Raw genomic sequence first — 20,404 nt, forward strand, 5'->3', positions numbered from 1 at the left:
CGAAGTGAGGTTTGCCTGGAGGGTGTCTGTGTGTTCAATCAGGACCAACCATGCACACCCTGACTTTCGAACAGATTGCCATGTTGCTGGACATCATCACGTCCATTCAAGGCTATGAACTGGGATACCTCGATTTTTCAAACCAGGCCTTGTTCTTCTTCGAAGACATCCCCGGTTTCGAGACCATCCCGCTGTCTGTGGCAAACGACATCGTCGGCAAACTCTGGAGCAACTACTGTGAGCAAAACAAAAACCCGTCCGTCCACTGAACAAGGCAGCGAAGTTGCAGTGGATTTGACCCAGGCGCATATCGCTAGCGCCATTGATGCAGGCAAAGCGCTGATGAAAGAGGGCAAGACCAAAGCCGATGCTGCCTGGGAAATCTTTTCGCAGATTGGTGGTGAAGCCAAGGAAGTGCTGGTTGCTGCATTTGTGGCCGGTGCAGGGCTGACGCCGAAAGGGGCACTGACCTACTGGTACAACTGTCGCCGCAAGGCTGCGAAGCAGAAGAAGGCATAAAAAAAAAAGAGGCCGTTCGGCCTCTTTCTTATGCTCCAGGAGCAATCTCAAGCGATCAGAATATCTTCCCTGTAAGCGCCGTATTTCATATGAGCCTCGTTTACCGCCTGCGCCACCTTTTTGTCAAAAGGGATCCCGTACTTTCTCTCATGACTCAAGTTCTTCTGGCCTTCAAAGGTCTGGATGTCAAGTCGGTAAAAAATTTCAGACTGATTATCGGATTGACTGCGACCAACTTTCTTCACTTTTAACCCCATCATGCCCAAGATGACATTCAATTGAAGAACAGGTTTTCTTACATAATCTTCGCGCAAGGACCTGGGGAAGACGCGAGTATATTCAACCAACAGACTCGTCATTTCTTTGGTAAACCCATGAAGAGTCTTGGTTGTAACTACTGCATCTTTCAGAAATCGGCCATCTTTGTAGATATTTGCAGCGATCAGTAGTTTTTTGAGTGTCGTTGCTTTCAACGCAGTATCTAGCTGCAGACCACACCCAGTGGCCCATGGCGACGATCCAGTTCCTGGTCGACGCCATCAAAAGCAACTCACCAGCGGCAAACAAGAGACCTGTTCCTTGGTCTTTATCCAGCCGATCCAGCGCAAAACTCATCACAAACAGCCATAAAAAATGCCCCAGTTTTGGTCTGGGGCATGTTCTCGGGCGGAATCCGTGTGTGGTCTGACGTCTACTAACAACTTTGCCAGTTTTGCATACATCAGGATTGATATTTACATGAAAAATCAATCTAAAAAATTAGCTTCTATTTTTTAATTTTTTAATTCTTCTTTCCAATTTATAAAACCAATATAAATCTGGAATTTCTGGACGAGGATATTTTAACTGAGAAACAAATTTCAATGCTTGCTCTACAGTTACTCTTGATAGGTCTTCGCCAAAATAAGACTTTAAACCATCGATCCCAATGAAATTAGTTCCATAAAAGGCAATTGAAAGGTACGCGGATGCAATTTTTCTTTTTTCCACTCTACGCACCAATATCAAAGCTATAGCCTGCTCTCGCAGTTTCCGGAATAAGGTTCTTTCATATCGATTCGTTGCCACTCGAACAAATTGCTGTTCTATGGTACTTCCTCCGTGTACGGCCCCAGTTCTTAATTTCACCCAGATAGCCCGAATTATCGCAAAAAAGTCAATGCCGGGATGAATATCATTTCTGTGATCTTCCGCAACAATGAGAGCACAAATAAAGGCGTCAGGAATAATTTCACCATAGGTCCCTATCAGAGCTATGCAATTATGCAAATCGGATTCAATATTTTTTGGATAAAAAACATCTAACACCATTGAAATGCAGGTGATTGGGTATGAAAAAAAACCTATTTTTTTAATTCTTTTCGTGACCATGAAACATCACCATTTTGCTTGGCAACCATAGAACTAAAAGCACCAGCCATTTCTTTTTTGGAAATGACCAGATCATGGAAATGTGTTGATTCCCTGCCATGCCCGTCCTCGACAATATGAAGAAAAGCGCGATCTTTAGAAAAGTAATTTTTTTGAATAAATCCAGTGATCACTCCTCGAGTGCGGTTCTTTTCTTCATAATCTCTTTTTCCATTTGATGAGTTTTCATATATTTTCTCAATAGTTCCTTCAATACGATTTCCAGCCAAATAGAGAATGGCTACATAATGAAGCCGCATACCTTCATATGCATGAAAAGATGTTTCGACCGTATGCGCCTCAAAATACCAACGACCAGATATTTGCGGAACAGGAAAAATTTTTTCCTTCAAAAGAAACAAAGCGACAGTAAGAAACGAACCGCCCACAATAGTTGCCAGAAAACTGTAAAGAAAATTAAGCCAAAATAGTTCGTTAGTCATTTCATTTCTCTTTATTTTTGATAAAAATTCTTTCTCATGGGGAGTTTTCGTATCAAAGCCACGCAACGACACCACCATGATGGCTGCATGTACCTCTATGGCTTTGACTGAAACTGAATGTACCGTCACCACATTTGGCAGTAGCCCCTTCAGGCGCTTTGCCACTTTTGGTATGTGCCGGACTATGTACTGTGTTGCCAGCTTTGTTGACGTATGAACCCTGTTCAATCAGATCATCTGACGGGGCAGTTGCAGCCTGCGAGGCAACATTTGTGTGTTTTGGACTTTTTGCAAACGCTGGCTGAAACGCAAGTGCAAGTGTCAAACAAAGGATGGCGAGTTTCATTTATCAGGCTCTTCTTATGTGCGGTTCCGCGAATCTAGCAGACCACCTATCCCGGATAAACGGCATCTGCACCAAATTGGTACGATTACAACACTTGAAATAATTTTCTCCATGCCAACGGCATTTAGTTTTTGTGATGCGTCAAGTTGGCCAAACTTCGGTCGATTATTTCTGCCCCAACATCCCATCGAAACTGGCAAAGTTGTTAGTAGACGTCAGACCACACACGGATTCCGCCCGAGAACATGCCCCAGACCAAAACTGGGGCATTTTTTATGGCTGTTTGTGATGAGTTTTGCGCTGGATCGGCTGGATAAAGACCAAGGAACAGGTCTCTTGTTTGCCGCTGGTGAGTTGCTTTTGATGGCGTCGACCAGGAACTGGATCGTCGCCATGGGCCACTGGGTGTGGTCTGCAGCTAAGTGCCGGCCTTTTCTATATATAAAAATCTAACCTGTTAGCTGCTGCCGGATCGGTCAGGTCAGGTGGTCACAATGCTGGTTGGTCATGTTGGTGATCGACCCAGAGTAGGTTGTGATTGCCGCAGCAGTTAAGTGGCGGACTTTCTTATATATAAAATCTAACCTGTTAGCTGCTGGCACCAGGAATGGCACTGGTCTGGATGTAGGAAAAGCAGATGTTTTCTATATGAATCATCCACTTGAATAAAGCTTGATGACAACGATGCTGACCAGTCTGGTTTACTTCGTGATCACTGGCAGACCCGCTTTTATGGCCCCGTAAAGGCAGTTTAAAACGTTCCATATCGATGGCCGAACCTCAACCCTGGCACCAGTTCCGGGACCGATCTGGAACCGGCATTCGGCAAAGCTTCGGTTTCATTGAAAGTGTCACAGCCACCCCCGCCATGTTTCAATTGTTAACAAACCCCGCCCGGCGCGAAATTTCCGGTTAACACGCGCACGCTCAAATGGCTCCCGGTTCGTTGAGTGCGCTGGCGCAAGATCTGCGTGGCGCTAAACCAGAAAGACATATACAGCCAAACCAGATGAGAGGAGTCATCATGAAGACCAAACTGAGCCTGATCGCTGTGGCCACGCTGCTGGCCGCCGGGGGCGCGAATGCGGCGTTGTTGCGGATTGCTTGTGGTTCTACCGGTGGTGAGCTGGAGCTGTGCAAACAGTCTGTGGCGGAGTGGGCCAAGAAGACGGGTAACGAGGTTCAGGTGGTAACACCGCCGAACGACTCCAACGAGCGTCTGGCGCTGTATCAACAGATTCTGGGCAGCGGTTCGGACAAGATCGACGTGCTGCAGATCGACGTGGTGTGGCCCGGTTTGCTGGCCAGCCATCTGGTGGATCTGAAGCCGTATACCAAGGGCGTGGAGAAAGAATACTTCCCCAGCATGATCGCCAACAACACGGTGGGCGGCAAACTGGTGGCGCTGCCGTGGTTTACCGATGCGGGCCTGTTGTACTACCGCAAGGATTTGCTGGAGAAGTACAAACTGCAACCGCCGACCACCTGGGATGACATGGCTGCTGATGCCAAAAAAGTCCAGGACGGTGAGCGCGCTGCCGGCAACGACAAGATGTGGGGTTACGTGTGGCAAGGCCGCGCCTATGAAGGCCTGACTTGCGATGCGGTGGAATGGCTGGCCAGCTATAACGCCGGCAGCATTGTCGAGCCCAATGGCAAGGTGTCGATCAACAATCCGCAAGCCATCAAGGCCATTGATGGCGCTGCCAAGTGGGTGGGGACGATCTCGCCCAAGGCCGTGCTGAATTATGGCGAAGAAGAAGCGCGTGGCGTGTTCCAGTCTGGCAACGCGGTGTTCATGCGCAACTGGCCGTATGCCTGGGCGCTGGCGCAGAAAGACGAAAGCCCGATCAAGGGTAAAGTCGGGATCATGGCGCTGCCCAAGGGCGGTGCAAATGGTCGCAACGCTGCGGCACTGGGTGGCTGGCAACTGGCGGTTTCCAAGTACTCCAAAAACGCCAAGCTGGCGGTGGATCTGGCGGTTTACCTGACCAGCGCCGAAGTGCAGAAAATGCGCGCAGTGAGCGGTGCCTACAACCCGACCATGCCGGCCCTGTACAAGGACCCGGATGTGCTCAAGGCCAACCCGTTCATGGGCGATTTGCTGTCCACCTTTACCAGCGCCGTGGCACGCCCGTCGTCGGTGACGGCATCCAAGTACAACCAGGTCAGCAACCAGTTCTGGAACGCCACGCATGACGTGTTGTCCGGCAACGCCACGGCAACGGACGCCTTGGGCCGCCTGGATGCATCGCTCAAGCGCATGGGTCCATGGAAGTAAGCACGCGCAGCGTGCGGTGAGGGGAGAGGTGTGAGGCGTGAGGTGTAAAACCAGTGCGCATGTTTCGCGCGTACTGGCCATACGTCTGGCTTTTCACACCACGATTTTGACATCTGCATAAACAGCACTGCCATGCTGGTTATGCAGACGTTACCCCTCACTCCTCTCACCTCACTCCTCACAGGTGTCACATGGATGACTCGCTGATCGCGCGCGCCCGCAGGCGGCAAGCGTACTGGCTGGTGCTGCCCGTGGTGGTCGTACTTGCTGCCATTGCCGGCTGGCCTTTGCTGCGCACCATCTGGTTCAGCCTGACTAACGCCCAGTTGTCTGACATGGGCAACAGCCAGTTTGTCGGCCTGACCAATTACATTGGCGAAGCCGGTGTATTGCGGGATGGCGAATGGTGGCATTCCGTTTCCAATACGCTGATTTTTGCGGTGATTTCCGTCATTCTGGAAACGCTGCTGGGTCTGGGCGTGGCGTTGCTGTTGAACACGCCGTCCCGCATCCAGGCGCTGTTGCGCGCCGCGGTGCTGGTGCCGTGGGCGATCCCGACTGTGGTGTCGGCCAAGATGTGGTCGTGGATGCTGAACGACCAGTTTGGCGTGATCAACGCCTTGCTGCAGAACCTGCACATTATCTCGACGCCGCTGGCGTTTACCGCAGACCCGCATCTCTCGTTCCCGACCATCATCATGGTCGACGTCTGGAAAACCACGCCGTTCATGGCCTTGCTGATCCTGGCCGCGCTGCAGCTGGTGCCGGAAGACTGCTACGAAGCCGCGCATATGGATGGCGTACCGCGCTGGCGCATTTTCCGCTACATCACCTTGCCGCTGATCATGCCCGGCATTCTGGTGGCGATGATTTTCCGCACGCTGGACGCGCTGCGTGTGTTCGATCTGATCTACGTCATGACCTCCAACAGCCACGTGACCAAGAGCATGTCGGTGTACGTGCGTGAACAACTGATCGACTTCCAGCAAGTGGGGTACGGCTCTGCATCCGCCACCTTGCTGTTCCTGATCATTGCGATCTCCACGCTGATTTACATGGCCGGAACCCGCAGCCGCATGGAGGCCAACTGATGAAAAAGAATATCTGGGGCGTGATCGGGTTTTACGCCGCGTCGATTGTCGTGCTGATCTATGCGCTGTTCCCGTTTTACTACGCCATCATTTCTTCGCTGAAAAACGGCAGCGCGCTGTTTTCCACCTCGCTGTGGCCTGCGCACCCGTCGCTGGCCAATTACATTGCCATCTTCAAAGAGCAATCGTTCGGCGCCAACCTGACCAACTCCATTTTTGTGGCGGGTGGCGTGGTGGCGTTCTCGCTGGGCTTGTCGATGCTGGCCGCCTACGCGCTGGGCCGAGTGTCATTTCGCGGTCGTGGCACGCTCATGCTGTGCATCCTGGCGGTATCCATGTTCCCGCAGGTGGCGCTGCTCTCTGGCCTGTTTGAACTGATCCGTACGCTGGGCCTGTACGACAGCCTGTGGGCGCTGATGCTGGCCGACCTGATTTTCACGCTGCCGTTTACCGTGTGGGTGCTGGTGACCTTCATGCGTGATCTGCCCAAGGAAATCGAAGAAGCCGCCGTGATGGATGGCGTGGGCATCTTCACGCTGATCTTCCGCATCTTCTTGCCGCTGCTGTGGCCGGCGCTGGTCGCCACCGGTTTGCTGGCATTCATTGCCGCGTGGAACGAGTTTCTGTTCGCGCTTACTTTCACGCTTTCCAACGACGAACGCACGGTGCCGGTGGCCATTGCGCTGATCTCTGGCGGCAGCAGTTTCGAACTGCCTTGGGGCTTGTTGATGGCAGCCTCGGTGATCGTGACCGTGCCCTTGATTGCGCTGGTGCTGATTTTCCAGCGGCACATTGTGTCCGGCCTGACGGCGGGGGCGGTGAAGGGGTAGGTGTGTGACTGGCGGCGTGAGGGGCGTGGAATGAACGCACCGACAGGGCCAGATTGCCCAGTACCCGACCACCCGCGCCTCTTTGACTCGTCATTCCCGCGCAGGCGGGAATCCAGTTCTGGATCACCGCGCCCAAGGCGCTTGCTTTGCGGTTTTTACCCATATTGCAGCTGGATTCCGGCCTGCGCCGGAATGACGAAGTGGTTTGCAAGATGGGGTGTGCAGTGTGTCAGCGGTACGCCCCCAACAAATTCCGGCATGCGGCCTGACCCGCTGCGTGCAAGCAACAACTGAACAAACATCAACCGACCAGGAGAACCACCCATGTCCCAACCCCAAACCCCCGCCAACTGGTGGCGTGGCGCCGTGATTTACCAGGTCTACCCGCGCAGCTTCCAGGACAGCAATGGCGATGGCATTGGCGATCTGCCGGGCGTGACCCAACGTCTGGATCACATAGCCAGCCTGGGCGCGCAAGCGGTATGGCTGTCGCCGTTTTTCACCAGCCCCATGCTTGATTTCGGTTACGACGTGTCGGACTACTGCGATGTCGATCCTATCTTCGGCACGCTGGCTGATTTCGACAAACTGGTCGCCCGCGCGCATAGCCTGGGGCTGAAGGTGCTGATTGACCTGGTGCTCAGCCACACCTCTGACCAGCACCCCTGGTTCAAGGAAAGCCGCAGCAGTCGCGACAATGCAAAGAAAGACTGGTACGTGTGGGCAGAGTCCAAAGAAGACGGCACGCCGCCGAACAACTGGTTGTCCATTTTCGGTGGCTCGGCCTGGCAGTGGGACACCCGCCGCCAGCAGTATTACATGCACAACTTCCTGACCAGCCAGCCGGATCTGAACTTCCACACCCCGGCGGTGCAGGATGCGTTGCTGGACGTGGCCAAGTTCTGGCTGGATCGCGGCGTGGATGGTTTCCGGCTGGATACCGTCAACTTCTACGTGCACGACCAGCAACTGCGCGACAACCCGCCCATGCCGCGCGGCAATATCTCCAACACCGCGCCGATGGTGAACCCGTATACCCGCCAGCAACACGTGCATGACAAAACCCAGCCAGAGAACCTGTTGTTCCTGCAAAAACTGCGTGCGCTGTGCGACAAATACGACGACATCACCACCATTGGCGAGATCGGTGACGATCACCAGTACCAGACCCTGGCGCAATACACCGAAGGCAACAACCGCCTGCACATGGCTTATGTGTTCGCGCTGCTGACTGAAATGTGCGAGCCGAAATACCTGCATGGCGTGCTGGCCGAATACCTGCGCGATGCCGGCAATGCTTATGTGTGCTGGTCGCTGGGCAACCATGATGTGCCGCGTCTGGTGACCCGCTGGGCCGCTCTGGGTGGCGATGAACGCCAGCGCGCCAATATCCTGGGCGCGTTCCTGATGTCGCTGCCTGGCGCCGTGTGTATCTACGAAGGCGAAGAACTGGGCCTGACCGATGTGGATGTGCCGTTTGAACTGATGCAAGACCCGTACGGCATCACCATGTGGCCGGAATTCAAAGGCCGTGATGGCTGCCGCACGCCCATGCCGTGGGATCACAGCGCGCACCTGGGCTTTACCACCGGCAAGCCGTGGCTGCCGCTGGGCGAGGCGCATGGCAACAAGACCGTGGCTGATCAAGAGACGGATGTCGGCTCGGTCATGAACGACTATCGCCGCTTTATTGCCTGGCGCAAAACCCAGGCGGGCCTGCAGTTTGGCAACCTGAAATTGCTGGATGCCCACGATCAGGTGGTGGCATTCGTGCGGCAGCACGGCGACCAAAGCACGCTGTGCGCATTCAACCTGTCTGACAAACCCGCCACTTACACACTGCCTGCCGGCGTGCAGGGCAACGATATCGGTGGGCACGACTTTAACGGGCATCTGGGCAACGGCCGCATTGAACTGGCGCCGCTGCAAGTGTGCTTTGCCCGCGTCACCGGCGTTTAAACCAGAAAGCATGGTGCTGGCGGGGGCAGGGTTGCTTTCGCCTGACCAGGGGAGACGAGCATATGAGCCATATCCAGCTCAAGGGTCTGCAAAAAAAGTTTGGCGATACCGTCGTGCTGGCCGATGTCGATCTGGACATCAAGCACGGTGAGTTCTGCGTGTTCATCGGCCCGTCCGGCTGTGGCAAGTCCACGCTGTTGCGCATCATTGCCGGGCTGGAAGCGCCCAGCGGCGGCGACTTGTTTATTGGCGAGGCGCGGGTGAACGACGTCCTGCCCGCCAAGCGCGATATCGCCATGGTGTTCCAGAGCTATGCGCTGTACCCGCACATGACGGTGGAAGAGAACATGGCCTTTGGCCTGCGCCATCTCAACCTGCCCGCAGGCGAGATCGAACAGCGCATTGCCAACGCCGCGCAGGCGCTGAACCTGAACAACCTGCTCAAGCGCAAACCCAAGGAACTCTCGGGCGGTCAGCGTCAGCGCGTGGCCATTGGCCGTGCCATTGTGCGCAAACCTAAAGTGTTTTTGTTTGATGAGCCGCTGTCTAACCTGGATGCCGCGCTGCGTGTCAAAACCCGCGTCGAGATCGCCAAGCTGCATCACAGCCTGCCGGACGTGAGCATGATTTATGTCACGCACGATCAGGTAGAAGCCATGACGCTGGGCGACAAGATCGTGCTGCTGCGGCCGTTGTCCGGCCAGGACGACTTGCCCAGCGTGGCGCAAGTGGGCCATCCGCTGGAGCTATACCACCATCCGGCCAACCGCTTTGTCGCCGGGTTTATCGGCTCGCCGTCCATGAACTTTTTTGATGGCACGGTGCGGGCAATCAATCTGTCGTCGGTTGAAGTCGCCGTGGCCGGCGGCGAGTTGTCGGCCTCGATCGAAGGCGCGGGCCTGGCTGAAGGCGCACCGGTGACGCTGGGCATCCGCCCGGAACATATCCAGGTTGGCAGCGGTAATCTGAGCGGCAAGGTCATGCACCTGGAGCCGCTGGGCGAACATACCTATCTGCACCTGCAAACCTCTTTGTCGCCCGCGCCGCTGATTGCCAAAACCCCGCGTGAGGACGTGAAGCTGGGCGAAACCGTTGCCTTTACCTTGCCTGCGCATGCCATGCATCTGTTCGATGCCAAGGGCGACGCGCACAAGCGCACGGCAGTGCAGGAAGCAACGGCTTGACGGGTTTACGTGGTCTGGAAAGGTAGTTGGCGGTCTCCTCTTGCAGTGATTGAACAGCACCCGGGCGGTGCTGTTTTTTTTTGGGGAGGACAGACCGCTCAGGCGTTGCCAACCGGTCTTTCCTCAGCGTGCCCGCTGCGCGGGCCATGGTGGTAGTTGAGGTTGTTGAACAGGGGCGAGGAGATCAACAGATCTGCAGAACGCCGATTACAGGCAATCGGCACGTCATACAACACCGCCAGCCGCAGCAGCGTCCGGATATCCACGTCATGAGGTTGCGGGGTGAGTTGGTCCCAGAAAAAGAACACGACGTCCAGCTCACTCGTGGCAATCATGGCGCCGATTTGTGCGTCCCCGCCCAAGGGGCCGGAGCGCAGCATGTTAACCGACAAGCCCACTTGCTTTTGCACGCGCGTGCCGGTGGTGGAGGTGGCCCACAAGGTGCAATCGGCCAGGGTTTCGCGGTTGTAAAAAGCCCAATCCACCATGGCGTCCTTGCGGGAATCGTGCGCAATCAGGGCAATGCGGAGTCTGGTCATGATGATGTACCTGGTCCGGTGATATCGCCTCATGTTGCAGTGCACACAAACATTTGCCATCTGTCAAAACCAGCAGGCATGCGCAGCGCCGCTGCGCAAGGGCGCAGGCCAGGCAGGCTTATGACACCGCCAGTAGCCTTGATTTGGGGCGTGTCTGATAGGAGGCCGCCCAGGAAAAACCAATACTTTGCGATTTGCCCTATGAGGCGTCGCCGTGTCCGCTTTTGCACCTCATTTGTTTCGTCGTTCGTGGTTTACCGCTCGCCGGCAGTCAGGTGCGTTGCTGGCGTGCGTCGCGCTGTGCCAGCTCACGGCGTGCAGTTCTTTTTCTTCTTCCATGTATTCAGAAACCGCCGTGGCCGGTGCCGGTGTGGCGGGGGCGGCGGTGGCGGCCAAGGTGACCAGCAATGCCACGGTGGCAACCGGGATTGGCCTGGCGGCCGTGGCCGGGGCGCGTCAGGCGGTGCAGTACTCACAGCGTGAACTGCATAGAGACCAGCAACTGAACATCGCCGCCGTGGCCGGGCCGCTGGCGCCAGGGAAAGTGGCGGCGTGGAAATGGAACCCGTCCATGCCGCTGGAGCCCGCTGCAGACGGGCGGGTGACGGTCAGCCGCATCGTCAGTAGTGGTGAACTCAACTGCAAGGAAATCGTGTTCTCGGTGATTGAACACGACACCGGCGTGACCTCGCCCGAGGCGTTTTATGTCTCGACCATCTGCAAGGCCGGCCCGCGCTGGGAATGGGCGGCGGCAGAACCGGCCACCGGGCGCTGGGGCAGCCTGCAATGACGGCGCGCTGGTACGTGAAAGGCGCGGGGCTGGTGCTGGCGGGGTTGCTGCAGGGCTGCCAGATGGCGGGCTCGTTGTCGGGGGCGGCGGCGGCGTTGTCGATGAGCGCGGTCACGGCCAATCCGGCGGCGGGAGTGGCGATTGGTCTGGCCGTGCAGGCGGGGGTGGATGAAGCCTCCAGGACCGTCATGAAACGCTTGCACAAAGACCAGCAAGCGCAGATTGCTGCGATCGTGGGCGCAAGCACGGTCGGGCAGACGCAGGACTGGAAAGTGGATCACGTTTTGCCGATCGAGAACGGCGCAGGCGCGGTGCGCGTGCTGGCGCTGACCGAAAGCGCCCTGGTGACCTGCAAGACCTTTCTGTTTACCGATGCACCGCCCGGCCCGCAAACCGTGTGGTATCACGGCGTGGCATGCCGTAACCCGAACGTGAACCAGTGGCAATGGGCGCTGGCGGAGCCGGCAGTCGGCCGCTGGGGCAATTTGCAGTAAGGCGTGGCGGTACGCAGCAAAAAAGAAAGGAGCAGTGGTCAGCCCCATTACCGTCAAGGCGGCACAGCCGGTGCGGCAGAGGAGATTGCCGCAAACAGCATGAAGCTGACCACTGGAAGGCATACGTTGCCTTCAGACCAGGATATGCGAATGACGCGTTGCCCAGCAGAACATGAACCGGCCTGGCAACGCACCTGCGGGCCGGTCCCACAACTCGATGACTGCAAAGAACGGTACGGCTGACAAAACCCGGCGCGCCCAGGCGGCCGGATTTTGTCCCGCGCGAATTACTGTTTGCAGAAGTTGAAGAACACCTCGTTCCAGTTCAGTTCGTTCTTGAACGCACCAATCTCGGTGTGCTTGCCAATCTGCACGTACTCAATGCCGGTCATTTCTGCAAACAAACGCAGCTGTTCTTGCGTGACGCCTTGCGTGTACACGGCATGGTGGGCGCCGCCGGCGTAAATCCAGGCAGCGGCGCTGGTTTGCAGATCGGGCAGGGCTTTCCACACCGCACGGGCCACGGGCAGGGCCGGCAGCGGCTTGGGTTGGGCCACGGTTTCCAGATCATTGGCAATCAGGCGGAAGCGGTTGCCCATGTCGATCAGCGTGACGTTGATAGCCGGGCCAGGACGGGCGCTGAACACCAGGCGCGCGGGGTCGGCCTTCTTGCCGATGGACAGCGGCTGCACATCCAGCAGCGGCTTTTCATCGTTGGCAATGGACGGACAGACTTCCAGCATGTGCGCGCCGATCACCAGCTCATTGCCCGGCGTGAAGTCATAGGTGTAGTCCTCCATGAAAGAGGCGCCACCAGGCTGGCCGGCGCTCATCACCTTGATGGCGCGCAACAGGGCGGAAGTCTTCCAGTCGCCTTCTGCGCCAAAGCCGTAACCCTGTTGCATCAGGCGTTGCACCGCCAGACCCGGCAACTGCGTCAGGCCGTAGAGGTTTTCAAATGTCGTGGTAAAGGCGTGGAAACCACCCTTGTCCAGGAAGTGTTTGATACCCAGTTCAATGCGGGCGGCATCGATCAGATGGCTGCGTTTGTCGCCGCTGTTTTTCACGGCGTCAGACAGTGTGTAGGTGGCTTCGTATTCGGTGATCAGCGCATCCAGTTCTTCCTGGGTGACGGCTTCGACTGATTTGACCAGGTCGCCCAGGCCATAGGCATGCACGGCGTAGCCAAAGCGGATTTGTGCGGCCACTTTGTCGCCTTCGGTCACGGCCACTTCGCGCATGTTGTCGCCAAAGCGGGCCACTTTCAGGTTGCGGCTGTCGTGCACGGCGGCGGCGACGCGAATCCAGTCGCCCAGTTGCGTGGCCACAGCCGGGTCTTGCCAGTGGCCGACCACCACGTGGTACTGCTTGCGCATGCGCGCGCCAATAAAGCCGAACTCGCGGCCGCCGTGTGCGGTCTGGTTCAGGTTCATGAAGTCCATGTCCATGCTGTTCCATGGCACGACCGAGTTGAACTGCGTATGCAGTTGCATCATCGGTTTTTCCAGCACGGCTAGACCGTTGATCCACATCTTGGCCGGGCTGAAGGTATGCAGCCAGGTTACCAGACCAATACAGTTTTTGGCGTAATTGGCATCACGGCACAGTTGCAAGATGCCTTCTTGCGAAGTCACGGTGTCCTTGATGACCAGCTTCACCGGCAGGTTGGCTTCTGCATTCAGGCCCTTGACGATGCGCTCGGCGTTTTCTGCCACTTGCGCCAGGGTTTTCTTGCCGTACAGATGCTGACTGCCAACGACAAACCAGACTTCCAGTTCTTTGAAGAATTCCATGTGATCGTTCTCGTATTCAGTGAGTGGGTTGTTCAGGCCACGCGGCGCGGCTTGGCAGGGGCGGCGTCTGGCGGCGTGCTCTGGCCGTAATACGCGTTGCTGCCGTGCTTGCGCAGGTAGTGTTTGTTCAGCAGGTGATCGGGGATGGCGTGCTGGCTGGCGTTGAGCATCACGGTGAAGAGCGCCATACGCGCCACTTCTTCCAGCACCACCGCGTTGTGCACGGCGTTGTCGGCGTCTTTGCCCCAGGCGAACGGGGCATGTTCGCTGACCAGAATCCCGGGGATGGCCATGACGTCACCATCACCGATCGTTTCGATAATCACCTTGCCGGTGTTGGCTTCGTACGCGCTTTCGATCTCTGCCGCGCTCAGGGCGCGGGTGCAGGGAATGGCGCCATAGAAGTAATCGGCATGCGTGGTGCCCAGCGCCGGGATATCGCGGCAGGCCTGCGCCCATGACGTGGCATGGGTAGAGTGCGTGTGCACGATGCCGCCAATCTGCGCGTATTGCTTGTACAGGGCCAGATGCGTGGGCGTGTCAGAAGACGGGCGCAGCGTGCCTTCAATGCGTTCGCCATCAAGATCAAGCACCACGATGTCCTCGACCTTCATGCGCTCGTAGCTCACCCCGCTGGGTTTGATGGCGACCAGGTTGCGTTCGCGATCAATGCCGCTGACATTGCCCCAGGTAAAGGTCACCAGACCGTGTTTGGGCAGCTCCAGGTTGGCGGCCAGCACTTCTTCTTTCAGTTGCAGGATGGTCGGCATCTCAGTGCTCCCCTGCGGCGTACAGCGGTTCAGTCGCAGCAGCCCAGGCCTGATAGCGCTGGTAATACGCTTCGTATCTGGCGGCGGCAGCCGGGTCTGGCTGATAGCTGCGTTCGATCTTGCTGGCCATGTGTTGCTGAGCGGTAGCAACGTCGGCATGCACGCCGGCGGCCACTGCACCAAAGATGGCGGCGCCGAGAGCACAACATTGGTCAGAGCCGACCACATCCACCTGGCGGTTCATCACATCGGCACAGACCTGCATCACGGTGGGGGATTTGCGGGCGATGCCGCCCAGCGCCAGTACGCTGTTCACGGCAATGTCCTGGCCGGTAAAGCATTCCATGATGGCGCGTGCGCCGCAGGCGGTGGCGGCGATGAAACCGCCAAACAATGCCGGGGCATCCGATCCCAGATCCAGCCCGCCGACCACGCCTTTCAGCCGCTGATTGGCAAAGGGCGTGCGGCGGCCATTGAGCCAGTCCAGCACCAGCGGCAGGTGATCAATGTCGGGTTGTCTGGCGAATGCTTCAGTCAGCGCGGGTAACAGGTTGTCCTGCACCTGTTGCAGGGCAGGGGCGAGGTCTGGCTGCTGTTTTGCGGCGTGTTGCAGCGGCCAGCTCAAGAGCTTCGCCAGCCAGGCGTACATGTCGCCAAAGGCAGACTGGCCGGCTTCCAGACCAATCTTGCCTGGCACCACGCTGCCATTTACCTGGCCGCAAATGCCGGCGACGGCGCGTTCGCCAATGTCGGCCGGGTCGGCAATCAGGATGTCACAGGTGGAGGTGCCGATCACCTTCACCAGCGTGTTGTCACCCGCACCGGCACCCACTGCGCCCATATGGCAGTCAAAGGCGCCGCCAGAGATGATCACGTGTTCCGGCAGCTCCAGCTTGCTGGCCCATTCCGGGGTGATACGGCCGACCGGGATGTCAGCGGTCCAGGTATCGGTAAACAGCGGCTGGTCCAGGTTTTCCAGCAAAAGCGGGTCCAGCTGGCCCAGAAACGCCTTGCCCGGCACGCCGCCCCAGCTTTCATGCCAGAGCGATTTATGCCCGGCGCTGCAACGGCCGCGCTTGAGTTGATCGGCGCGGGTGGTGCCGCTCAACAAGGCCGGCACCCAGTCGGCCAGTTCTACCCAGCTGGTCGCCGCTTTGGCGACCGCCGGATCAGCGCGCGACACATGCAGCGCCTTGGCCCAGAACCATTCAGATGAATAAATGCCGCCAATGTAGCGCGTGTAATCCGGGTACAAACCGGCTGCCGCGCCTTCCCTGGCCTGGCGGGTAATGGCTTCGGCCTCGGCAATGGCGGTGTGGTCTTTCCACAGCACGAACATGGCATTGGGGTTGTCGGCAAAGGCCGGCGTCAAGGCCAGAACTTCGCCAGAAGCGTTGACTGGCGCGGGTGTGGAGCCGGTGGTGTCGACACCCAGGCCCTTGATGCCATCCCGTTGCGCGGGGCTTAACTGGGCCACGACATTGCGTACGGCAGTCTGCATGGACTCGATGTAGTCCAGCGGATGATGACGAAACTGGTTGGCCGTCGGCACGCAGAATTCGCCTTTGCTCCAGCGCGGATAGTACGCAACGGCGGTCGCGAGTTCTGCGCCGCTATGGCAATCGACCGCCAGCGCGCGGACAGAGTCGCTGCCAAAGTCCAGACCTATGGATATATCTACTGACATGGAAAGAAGCGCCTTTTCGGGTGGCTGTTCACGTTTTCCCGAAGAATAGGGCGCTGCGGCCAAGGTCTATAAGGAGGCGCTGGTCAAGAATATGGACAAATCACCTTTGTGTGGTATCCGACTCAGTCCGGCATGGACAAACCCGCACTTTCTTGCCGAACATATGGATTAAGTCGCTAAATTGTAATCTGGAGTAAGTCGCTACGAAAAAGCCGGCCATATAATCGCCACAACTTCAGCCGGCAGCAAAAAAAGCGACTCTGTATCCGCGTGTTTGCTGCATCGCACGGCTAAGTGGCTGGTATTTGTAAGTACGTTGTTCCAGGTACGACCTATAGCGAAACGCAAATATAACGGAGTCAGATATGAACAAAATGGTCAAATTGCTCACTTTGAGCTGTGTAATGTTCGGTGCAGTGGGCAGTGCATATGCCGCAGAAAAACTGGGTTATCTGGTCAAGCAGCCGGAAGAGCCCTGGTTCCAGACCGAATGGGCATTTGCCGAGAAAGCCGGCAAGGACATGGGCTTTGAAGTGATCAAGATTGCAGTACCCGATGGCGAAAAAACCCTGAACGCCATTGATACCCTGGCCGCCAGCGGCGCCAAGGGCTTTGTGATCTGCACACCTGATCCGAAACTGGGCCCGGCCATCATGGCCAAGGCCAACGCGCTGGGCCTGAAAGTGGTGACCGTGGACGATCAGTTCGTCAACGCCAAGGGCCAGCCGATGACCGATGTACCGCTGCTGATGATGGCGGCCTCCAAAGTGGGCGAGCGTCAGGGTCAAGAGCTGTACAAGGAAATGAAAAAGCGTAACTGGAACGCCAAGGACACCGGCGTGCTGGCCATTACCGCCAACGAACTCGATACCGCCCGCCGCCGCACTGATGGCTCGATGAGCGCGCTCAAGGCTGACGGCTTCCCGGCTGGCCAGATCTACACCGTGCCGACCAAGTCCAACGACATCCCGGGTGCGCTGGATGCGGCCAACTCCATGCTGGTGCAACACCCGAATGTGAAGAACTGGCTGGTGATCGGCATGAACGACAACACCGTGCTGGGTGGCATTCGCGCAACCGAAGGCCAGGGCTTCAAGGCGCCGAACGTGATCGGTATCGGTATCAACGGTGTCGATGCCAAGAACGAACTGGGCAAAGCACAAGCCACCGGTTTCTATGGCTCGCTGCTGCCCAGCCCGGACGTTCACGGCTATCAGTCCATCAAGATGCTGCATGAGTGGGTTGCCAACGGTAAGCAACCGCCCAAGTTCACCGAAGTGAGCGACGTGGTGCTGATTACCCGCGACAACTACAAGGACGAGCTGAAGAAGAAGGGGCTGTAAGGGCTGTTGGCCCGGTGAGGTGTGAGGCGTGAGGGGGAGGTGTAAAACCGGCCCCCTTGTGCCTGCCTTCGCTTACCGGCCCGCGTAGTGGTGTTTCACCTGGCGGGATTGATGAATTTGAGTGGGGCAAGGCATCAAGCAGATTGATGCGGTGGGGTGTGAAAGCACCTTGCTCCTCACTCCTTACTTCTCACACACAATGACTGAATCCGCAAAACCGTATCTGGCGTTCAAGGGCATTGGCAAGGTGTTTCCGGGCGTGAAAGCGCTGCAGGACATCTCCTTTGGCTGCCGCGAGGGCTCGGTGCACGCTCTGATGGGCGAGAATGGCGCCGGCAAATCCACCCTGCTGAAAATCCTCTCTGGCATGTATCAGCCCAGCAGTGGCCAGATCGAGATCGGCGGTGCGCCGGTGACGTTCAACCACGCCCAGGACGCGCTCAAGGCCGGCGTGGCCATTATTTATCAGGAATTGCATCTGGCACCGGACATGACGGTGGCAGAGAACATTTATCTGGGCCAGTTGCCGCATCGCTTTGGCGTGGTTGATCGCGCCGCGTTGCACCGCATGGCTGCGGAAAAACTCAAGTATCTGGGCATGGATATCAGCCCGGATACCCCGCTGCGGCGTTTGTCGATTGCGCAGTGGCAGATGGTTGAAATCGCCAAGGCGCTGACCCGCAACGCCCGCATCATCGCCTTTGACGAGCCGACGAGTTCGCTCTCTGCGCGCGAGATCGAACAACTGTTCCGCGTGATCAACGAGCTGAAGGCCGAGGGCCGGGTGATCTTGTATGTCTCGCATCGCATGGAAGAAATCTTCCGCATGTGCGACGCCGTGACCGTGTTCAAGGACGGTCGCTACGTGAACACCTGGAGCGATATGTCCGCCGTCACGCATGACCAGTTGGTGCAAGCCATGGTCGGCCGCGAGCTGGGCGATATCTACGATTACCGCACACGTGAACACGGCGAAGTACGGCTGGATGTACGTGACCTGCTGGCGCCCGGCCTGCGTGAGCCGGCGTCGCTGCAAGTGCGCCGGGGAGAGATCGTGGGGCTGTTCGGCCTCGTCGGCGCGGGCCGTTCTGAACTGATGAAAGCCATTTTTGGCGCCACGCCGGTGTTTGCCGGTCAGGTCAGTGTTGATGGCCAGGTGCTGCGCATCCGCCGCCCGGGTGATGCCATTGCCGCCGGGATCACGCTGTGCCCGGAAGACCGCAAGGCCGAGGGCATCGTGCCGGTGCATTCAGTGCGCGACAACATCAACATCAGCGCGCGCCGCCGCACGGTGAAGGGCGGGTGCCTGATCGATGAAAGCTGGGAGCGCGCCAACGGCGCGAAGATGGTCAAGGAGCTGAACGTGCGCACGCCGTCTGACCAGCAACTGATCATGAACCTGTCTGGCGGCAACCAGCAAAAAGCCATCCTCGGTCGCTGGCTGTCCGAAGACATGAAAGTCATGTTGCTGGATGAACCCACGCGCGGCATCGACGTTGGCGCCAAGCATGAAATCTACCGCGTGATGTATGACCTGGCAGAGCACGGGATTTCCATCCTGTTTGCTTCCAGCGATCTGCCCGAAGCCCTTGGGCTGGCCGATCGCGTGGTCATCATGCGTGAAGGCCGCATTGTGGGCGAACTTGCGCACGATGAAGCCACAGAACAAAAAGCGCTGGCACTGGCGATGTTGCGCCAGCCGGCCCAGACCGTCGAAGTGGCTTGAATGCGCCGGTTTGTTCCAGTCACTTTGCAATTGAAGGAAAGTTGAAATGTCCAAAGCTTCTGCCAACCCGGCTGTCGGCGTGCCGGAAATCACCCTGGCGCCCGGGCGCTCGGCCTTTGCGCGCCTGTGGGACACCTACGGCATGTTGCTGGTGTTCCTGGTGCTGTTCATTGCCTGTTGCGCCCTTGTGCCCAACTTCATGTCGTTCCAGAACATGCGCGGCCTTGGCCTGGCGGTATCGCTGGCCGGCATGGTCGGCTGCGGCATGCTGTTTTGCCTGGCTGCCGGCGACTTTGACCTCTCGGTCGGGTCCGTCGTGGCGTGCGCCGGCGTGTCTTGCGCCACCGTCATCAACATGACCAACAGCGTGACCATGGGCGTACTGGCCGGCGTGGCCACCGGTCTGGTGTTCGGTTTTCTCAACGGCGTGGTTGTTGCCTGGCTGGGCATCAACGCCCTGATCACCACCTTGGCCAGCATGCAGATTGCCCGCGGCATGGCGTATATCATTTCTGACGGCAAGGCCGTGGGCGTGTCGGAAGAAAGCTTCTTTGCGCTGGGCAACACCAACTGGTTTGGCCTGCCCGCCCCGGTGTGGATCACCGTCATCTGCTTCCTGGTCTTCGGCTTTGTCATGCGCCGCACCCTGTTTGGCCGCAACACCCTGGCCATTGGCGGCAACGAAGAAGCCGCGCGCCTGGCCGGCGTGAATGTCGTGCGCAACAAGATCGCCATCTTCACCCTGTCTGGCGTTATCTCCGCCTTCGCCGGCGTGGTGCTTGCCTCGCGCATGACCTCCGGCCAGCCGATGACCTCGCTGGGCCTTGAACTGACCGTGATCTCCGCCTGCGTACTGGGCGGCGTCTCGCTCAAGGGCGGCGTGGGCAAGATCAGCTACGTCGTCGCCGGCGTGCTGATCCTGGGCACGGTGGAAAACGCCATGAACCTGCTGAATATCTCCCCGTTTGCCCAGTACGTGGTACGCGGTCTGATTCTGCTGGCCGCCGTGATTTTTGACCGGTACAAACAAAAGAGCGCCAGCCGCGTTTGATCTCCAGGCGAACCGCTGTGGTTGATGTTGATGTTGGGGGTGTTGCTGTTTTTGACTTTCCCTCCCAATTAAAGCCAAACGTCGAAGGAGGGCGGGAGACCCCAGGCTCCCGACCGACTGAGGGTAGCCCGGAGGGCCGTCAGGCTGG

Annotated in this window: 20 protein-coding genes; 12 read left to right on the forward strand and 8 right to left on the reverse strand. The window is 57.7% G+C overall.

Features of this window, described 5'->3' with window-relative positions; genetic code table 11:
- The first annotated feature begins 50 nt into the window (after nt 1-50).
- Both IEX57_RS00730 and IEX57_RS00735 read left to right on the forward strand, forming a co-directional pair.
- Nucleotides 51-269, forward strand: a complete 219-nt coding sequence (locus tag IEX57_RS00730) for a hypothetical protein (protein WP_188701319.1) — start codon at nt 51-53, stop codon at nt 267-269.
- Nucleotides 238-519 (forward strand): hypothetical protein, encoded by a 282-nt coding sequence (locus IEX57_RS00735; RefSeq protein WP_229708548.1) that lies wholly within the window; start codon nt 238-240, stop codon nt 517-519. The genes IEX57_RS00730 and IEX57_RS00735 overlap by 32 nt, the downstream gene beginning before the upstream one ends.
- Before the next feature lie 47 nt (nt 520-566).
- Here IEX57_RS00735 and IEX57_RS00740 read toward each other — a convergent pair whose 3' ends face one another.
- The 4 genes from IEX57_RS00740 to IEX57_RS21365 form a co-directional block, all read right to left on the reverse strand.
- The gene (locus IEX57_RS00740) at nt 567-992 is read right to left on the reverse strand and encodes a hypothetical protein (protein WP_188701321.1); all 426 of its coding nucleotides are present in this window, start codon (nt 990-992) and stop codon (nt 567-569) included.
- Nucleotides 993-1,278: 286 nt separating this feature from the next.
- Entirely contained in the window at nt 1,279-1,890 is a 612-nt protein-coding gene (locus IEX57_RS00745) for a biosynthetic peptidoglycan transglycosylase (RefSeq protein ID WP_188701323.1), read from the reverse strand.
- Nucleotides 1,863-2,537, reverse strand: coding sequence for a hypothetical protein (locus IEX57_RS00750; protein WP_229708550.1), 675 nt, complete (start codon nt 2,535-2,537; stop codon nt 1,863-1,865). The genes IEX57_RS00745 and IEX57_RS00750 overlap by 28 nt, the downstream gene beginning before the upstream one ends.
- A complete protein-coding gene (locus IEX57_RS21365; RefSeq protein ID WP_188701325.1) occupies nt 2,425-2,718 on the reverse strand; it encodes a DUF3761 domain-containing protein in 294 nt (97 codons plus the stop codon). The genes IEX57_RS00750 and IEX57_RS21365 overlap by 113 nt, the downstream gene beginning before the upstream one ends.
- Nucleotides 2,719-3,742: 1,024 nt before the next feature.
- On the opposite strand from IEX57_RS21365, the gene IEX57_RS00760 reads away from it, so the two are divergent.
- The 5 genes from IEX57_RS00760 (at nt 3,743) to IEX57_RS00780 (ending at nt 10,063) form a co-directional block, all read left to right on the forward strand.
- Nucleotides 3,743-4,999, forward strand: a complete 1,257-nt coding sequence (locus tag IEX57_RS00760; RefSeq protein ID WP_188701326.1) for an ABC transporter substrate-binding protein — start codon at nt 3,743-3,745, stop codon at nt 4,997-4,999.
- A 191-nt stretch (nt 5,000-5,190) separates the two neighbouring features.
- Nucleotides 5,191-6,090 (forward strand): carbohydrate ABC transporter permease, encoded by a 900-nt coding sequence (locus IEX57_RS00765; protein WP_188701328.1) that lies wholly within the window; start codon nt 5,191-5,193, stop codon nt 6,088-6,090.
- Nucleotides 6,090-6,920, forward strand: a complete 831-nt coding sequence (locus IEX57_RS00770; RefSeq protein WP_188701330.1) for a carbohydrate ABC transporter permease — start codon at nt 6,090-6,092, stop codon at nt 6,918-6,920. The genes IEX57_RS00765 and IEX57_RS00770 overlap by 1 nt, the downstream gene beginning before the upstream one ends.
- Before the next feature lie 324 nt (nt 6,921-7,244).
- Complete coding sequence (locus IEX57_RS00775) at nt 7,245-8,879, forward strand: alpha-glucosidase family protein (protein WP_188701332.1); 1,635 nt, start codon at nt 7,245-7,247, stop codon at nt 8,877-8,879.
- Between the two features lie 62 nt (nt 8,880-8,941).
- A complete protein-coding gene (locus IEX57_RS00780; protein ID WP_188701334.1) occupies nt 8,942-10,063 on the forward strand; it encodes an ABC transporter ATP-binding protein in 1,122 nt (373 codons plus the stop codon).
- Nucleotides 10,064-10,161: 98 nt separating this feature from the next.
- On the opposite strand, the gene IEX57_RS00785 is transcribed toward IEX57_RS00780, so the two are convergent.
- Complete coding sequence (locus tag IEX57_RS00785) at nt 10,162-10,602, reverse strand: methylglyoxal synthase (protein ID WP_188701336.1); 441 nt, start codon at nt 10,600-10,602, stop codon at nt 10,162-10,164.
- A 337-nt stretch (nt 10,603-10,939) separates the two neighbouring features.
- On the opposite strand from IEX57_RS00785, the gene IEX57_RS00790 reads away from it, so the two are divergent.
- Together IEX57_RS00790 and IEX57_RS00795 are read left to right on the forward strand one after the other, a co-directional pair.
- Complete coding sequence (locus IEX57_RS00790; RefSeq protein ID WP_188701338.1) at nt 10,940-11,392, forward strand: hypothetical protein; 453 nt, start codon at nt 10,940-10,942, stop codon at nt 11,390-11,392.
- Nucleotides 11,389-11,886: a hypothetical protein gene (locus IEX57_RS00795; RefSeq protein ID WP_229708553.1), complete on the forward strand. Its 498-nt coding sequence runs from the start codon at nt 11,389-11,391 to the stop codon at nt 11,884-11,886. Before IEX57_RS00790 ends, IEX57_RS00795 begins: the two co-directional genes overlap by 4 nt.
- A gap of 287 nt (nt 11,887-12,173) precedes the next feature.
- Here IEX57_RS00795 and araA read toward each other — a convergent pair whose 3' ends face one another.
- Genes araA through IEX57_RS00810 form a run of 3 tightly spaced genes read right to left on the reverse strand, consistent with a single transcriptional unit; the run spans nt 12,174 to nt 16,136 of the window.
- Nucleotides 12,174-13,679 carry an L-arabinose isomerase gene (gene araA, locus IEX57_RS00800; protein ID WP_188701341.1) on the reverse strand — a complete coding sequence of 502 codons (1,506 nt, stop codon included), beginning with the start codon at nt 13,677-13,679 and terminating at the stop codon, nt 12,174-12,176.
- A 32-nt stretch (nt 13,680-13,711) separates the two neighbouring features.
- Nucleotides 13,712-14,449 carry an L-ribulose-5-phosphate 4-epimerase gene (locus IEX57_RS00805; RefSeq protein WP_308433848.1) on the reverse strand — a complete coding sequence of 246 codons (738 nt, stop codon included), beginning with the start codon at nt 14,447-14,449 and terminating at the stop codon, nt 13,712-13,714.
- Nucleotide 14,450: 1 nt separating this feature from the next.
- Entirely contained in the window at nt 14,451-16,136 is a 1,686-nt protein-coding gene (locus tag IEX57_RS00810; RefSeq protein ID WP_188701343.1) for a ribulokinase, read from the reverse strand.
- A gap of 365 nt (nt 16,137-16,501) precedes the next feature.
- Between IEX57_RS00810 and IEX57_RS00815 the strand changes: the two genes are divergently transcribed.
- The 3 genes from IEX57_RS00815 to araH all read left to right on the forward strand — a co-directional run bounded on the left by IEX57_RS00815 (nt 16,502) and on the right by araH (nt 20,256).
- Nucleotides 16,502-17,479: an arabinose ABC transporter substrate-binding protein gene (locus IEX57_RS00815; protein WP_188701345.1), complete on the forward strand. Its 978-nt coding sequence runs from the start codon at nt 16,502-16,504 to the stop codon at nt 17,477-17,479.
- A 199-nt stretch (nt 17,480-17,678) separates the two neighbouring features.
- A complete protein-coding gene (araG, locus tag IEX57_RS00820) occupies nt 17,679-19,205 on the forward strand; it encodes an L-arabinose ABC transporter ATP-binding protein AraG (RefSeq protein ID WP_188701347.1) in 1,527 nt (508 codons plus the stop codon).
- A gap of 46 nt (nt 19,206-19,251) precedes the next feature.
- A complete protein-coding gene (gene araH, locus IEX57_RS00825; protein WP_188701349.1) occupies nt 19,252-20,256 on the forward strand; it encodes an L-arabinose ABC transporter permease AraH in 1,005 nt (334 codons plus the stop codon).
- Nucleotides 20,257-20,404: the final 148 nt, after the last annotated feature.

Source organism: Silvimonas iriomotensis (assembly GCF_014645535.1).
Taxonomy (GTDB): Bacteria; Pseudomonadota; Gammaproteobacteria; order Burkholderiales; family Chitinibacteraceae; genus Silvimonas; species Silvimonas iriomotensis.

Excerpts from the sequence above, each read along its gene's own strand:
- IEX57_RS00760 (WP_188701326.1), top strand. The coding sequence starts at position 3,743 with ATGAAGACCAAACTGAGCCTGATCGCTGTGGCCACGCTGCTGGCCGCC.
- araG (WP_188701347.1), top strand. The coding sequence starts at position 17,679 with ATGACTGAATCCGCAAAACCGTATCTGGCGTTCAAGGGCATTGGCAAG.
- IEX57_RS00810 (WP_188701343.1), bottom strand. The coding sequence starts at position 16,136 with ATGTCAGTAGATATATCCATAGGTCTGGACTTTGGCAGCGACTCTGTC.
- IEX57_RS00790 (WP_188701338.1), top strand. The coding sequence starts at position 10,940 with ATGTATTCAGAAACCGCCGTGGCCGGTGCCGGTGTGGCGGGGGCGGCG.
- IEX57_RS00805 (WP_308433848.1), bottom strand. The coding sequence starts at position 14,449 with ATGCCGACCATCCTGCAACTGAAAGAAGAAGTGCTGGCCGCCAACCTG.
- IEX57_RS00795 (WP_229708553.1), top strand. The coding sequence starts at position 11,389 with ATGACGGCGCGCTGGTACGTGAAAGGCGCGGGGCTGGTGCTGGCGGGG.
- IEX57_RS00765 (WP_188701328.1), top strand. The coding sequence starts at position 5,191 with ATGGATGACTCGCTGATCGCGCGCGCCCGCAGGCGGCAAGCGTACTGG.
- IEX57_RS00775 (WP_188701332.1), top strand. The coding sequence starts at position 7,245 with ATGTCCCAACCCCAAACCCCCGCCAACTGGTGGCGTGGCGCCGTGATT.
- araA (WP_188701341.1), bottom strand. The coding sequence starts at position 13,679 with ATGGAATTCTTCAAAGAACTGGAAGTCTGGTTTGTCGTTGGCAGTCAG.
- IEX57_RS21365 (WP_188701325.1), bottom strand. The coding sequence starts at position 2,718 with ATGAAACTCGCCATCCTTTGTTTGACACTTGCACTTGCGTTTCAGCCA.
- IEX57_RS00815 (WP_188701345.1), top strand. The coding sequence starts at position 16,502 with ATGAACAAAATGGTCAAATTGCTCACTTTGAGCTGTGTAATGTTCGGT.
- IEX57_RS00780 (WP_188701334.1), top strand. The coding sequence starts at position 8,942 with ATGAGCCATATCCAGCTCAAGGGTCTGCAAAAAAAGTTTGGCGATACC.
- araH (WP_188701349.1), top strand. The coding sequence starts at position 19,252 with ATGTCCAAAGCTTCTGCCAACCCGGCTGTCGGCGTGCCGGAAATCACC.
- IEX57_RS00785 (WP_188701336.1), bottom strand. The coding sequence starts at position 10,602 with ATGACCAGACTCCGCATTGCCCTGATTGCGCACGATTCCCGCAAGGAC.
- IEX57_RS00745 (WP_188701323.1), bottom strand. The coding sequence starts at position 1,890 with ATGGTCACGAAAAGAATTAAAAAAATAGGTTTTTTTTCATACCCAATC.
- IEX57_RS00770 (WP_188701330.1), top strand. The coding sequence starts at position 6,090 with ATGAAAAAGAATATCTGGGGCGTGATCGGGTTTTACGCCGCGTCGATT.
- IEX57_RS00730 (WP_188701319.1), top strand. The coding sequence starts at position 51 with ATGCACACCCTGACTTTCGAACAGATTGCCATGTTGCTGGACATCATC.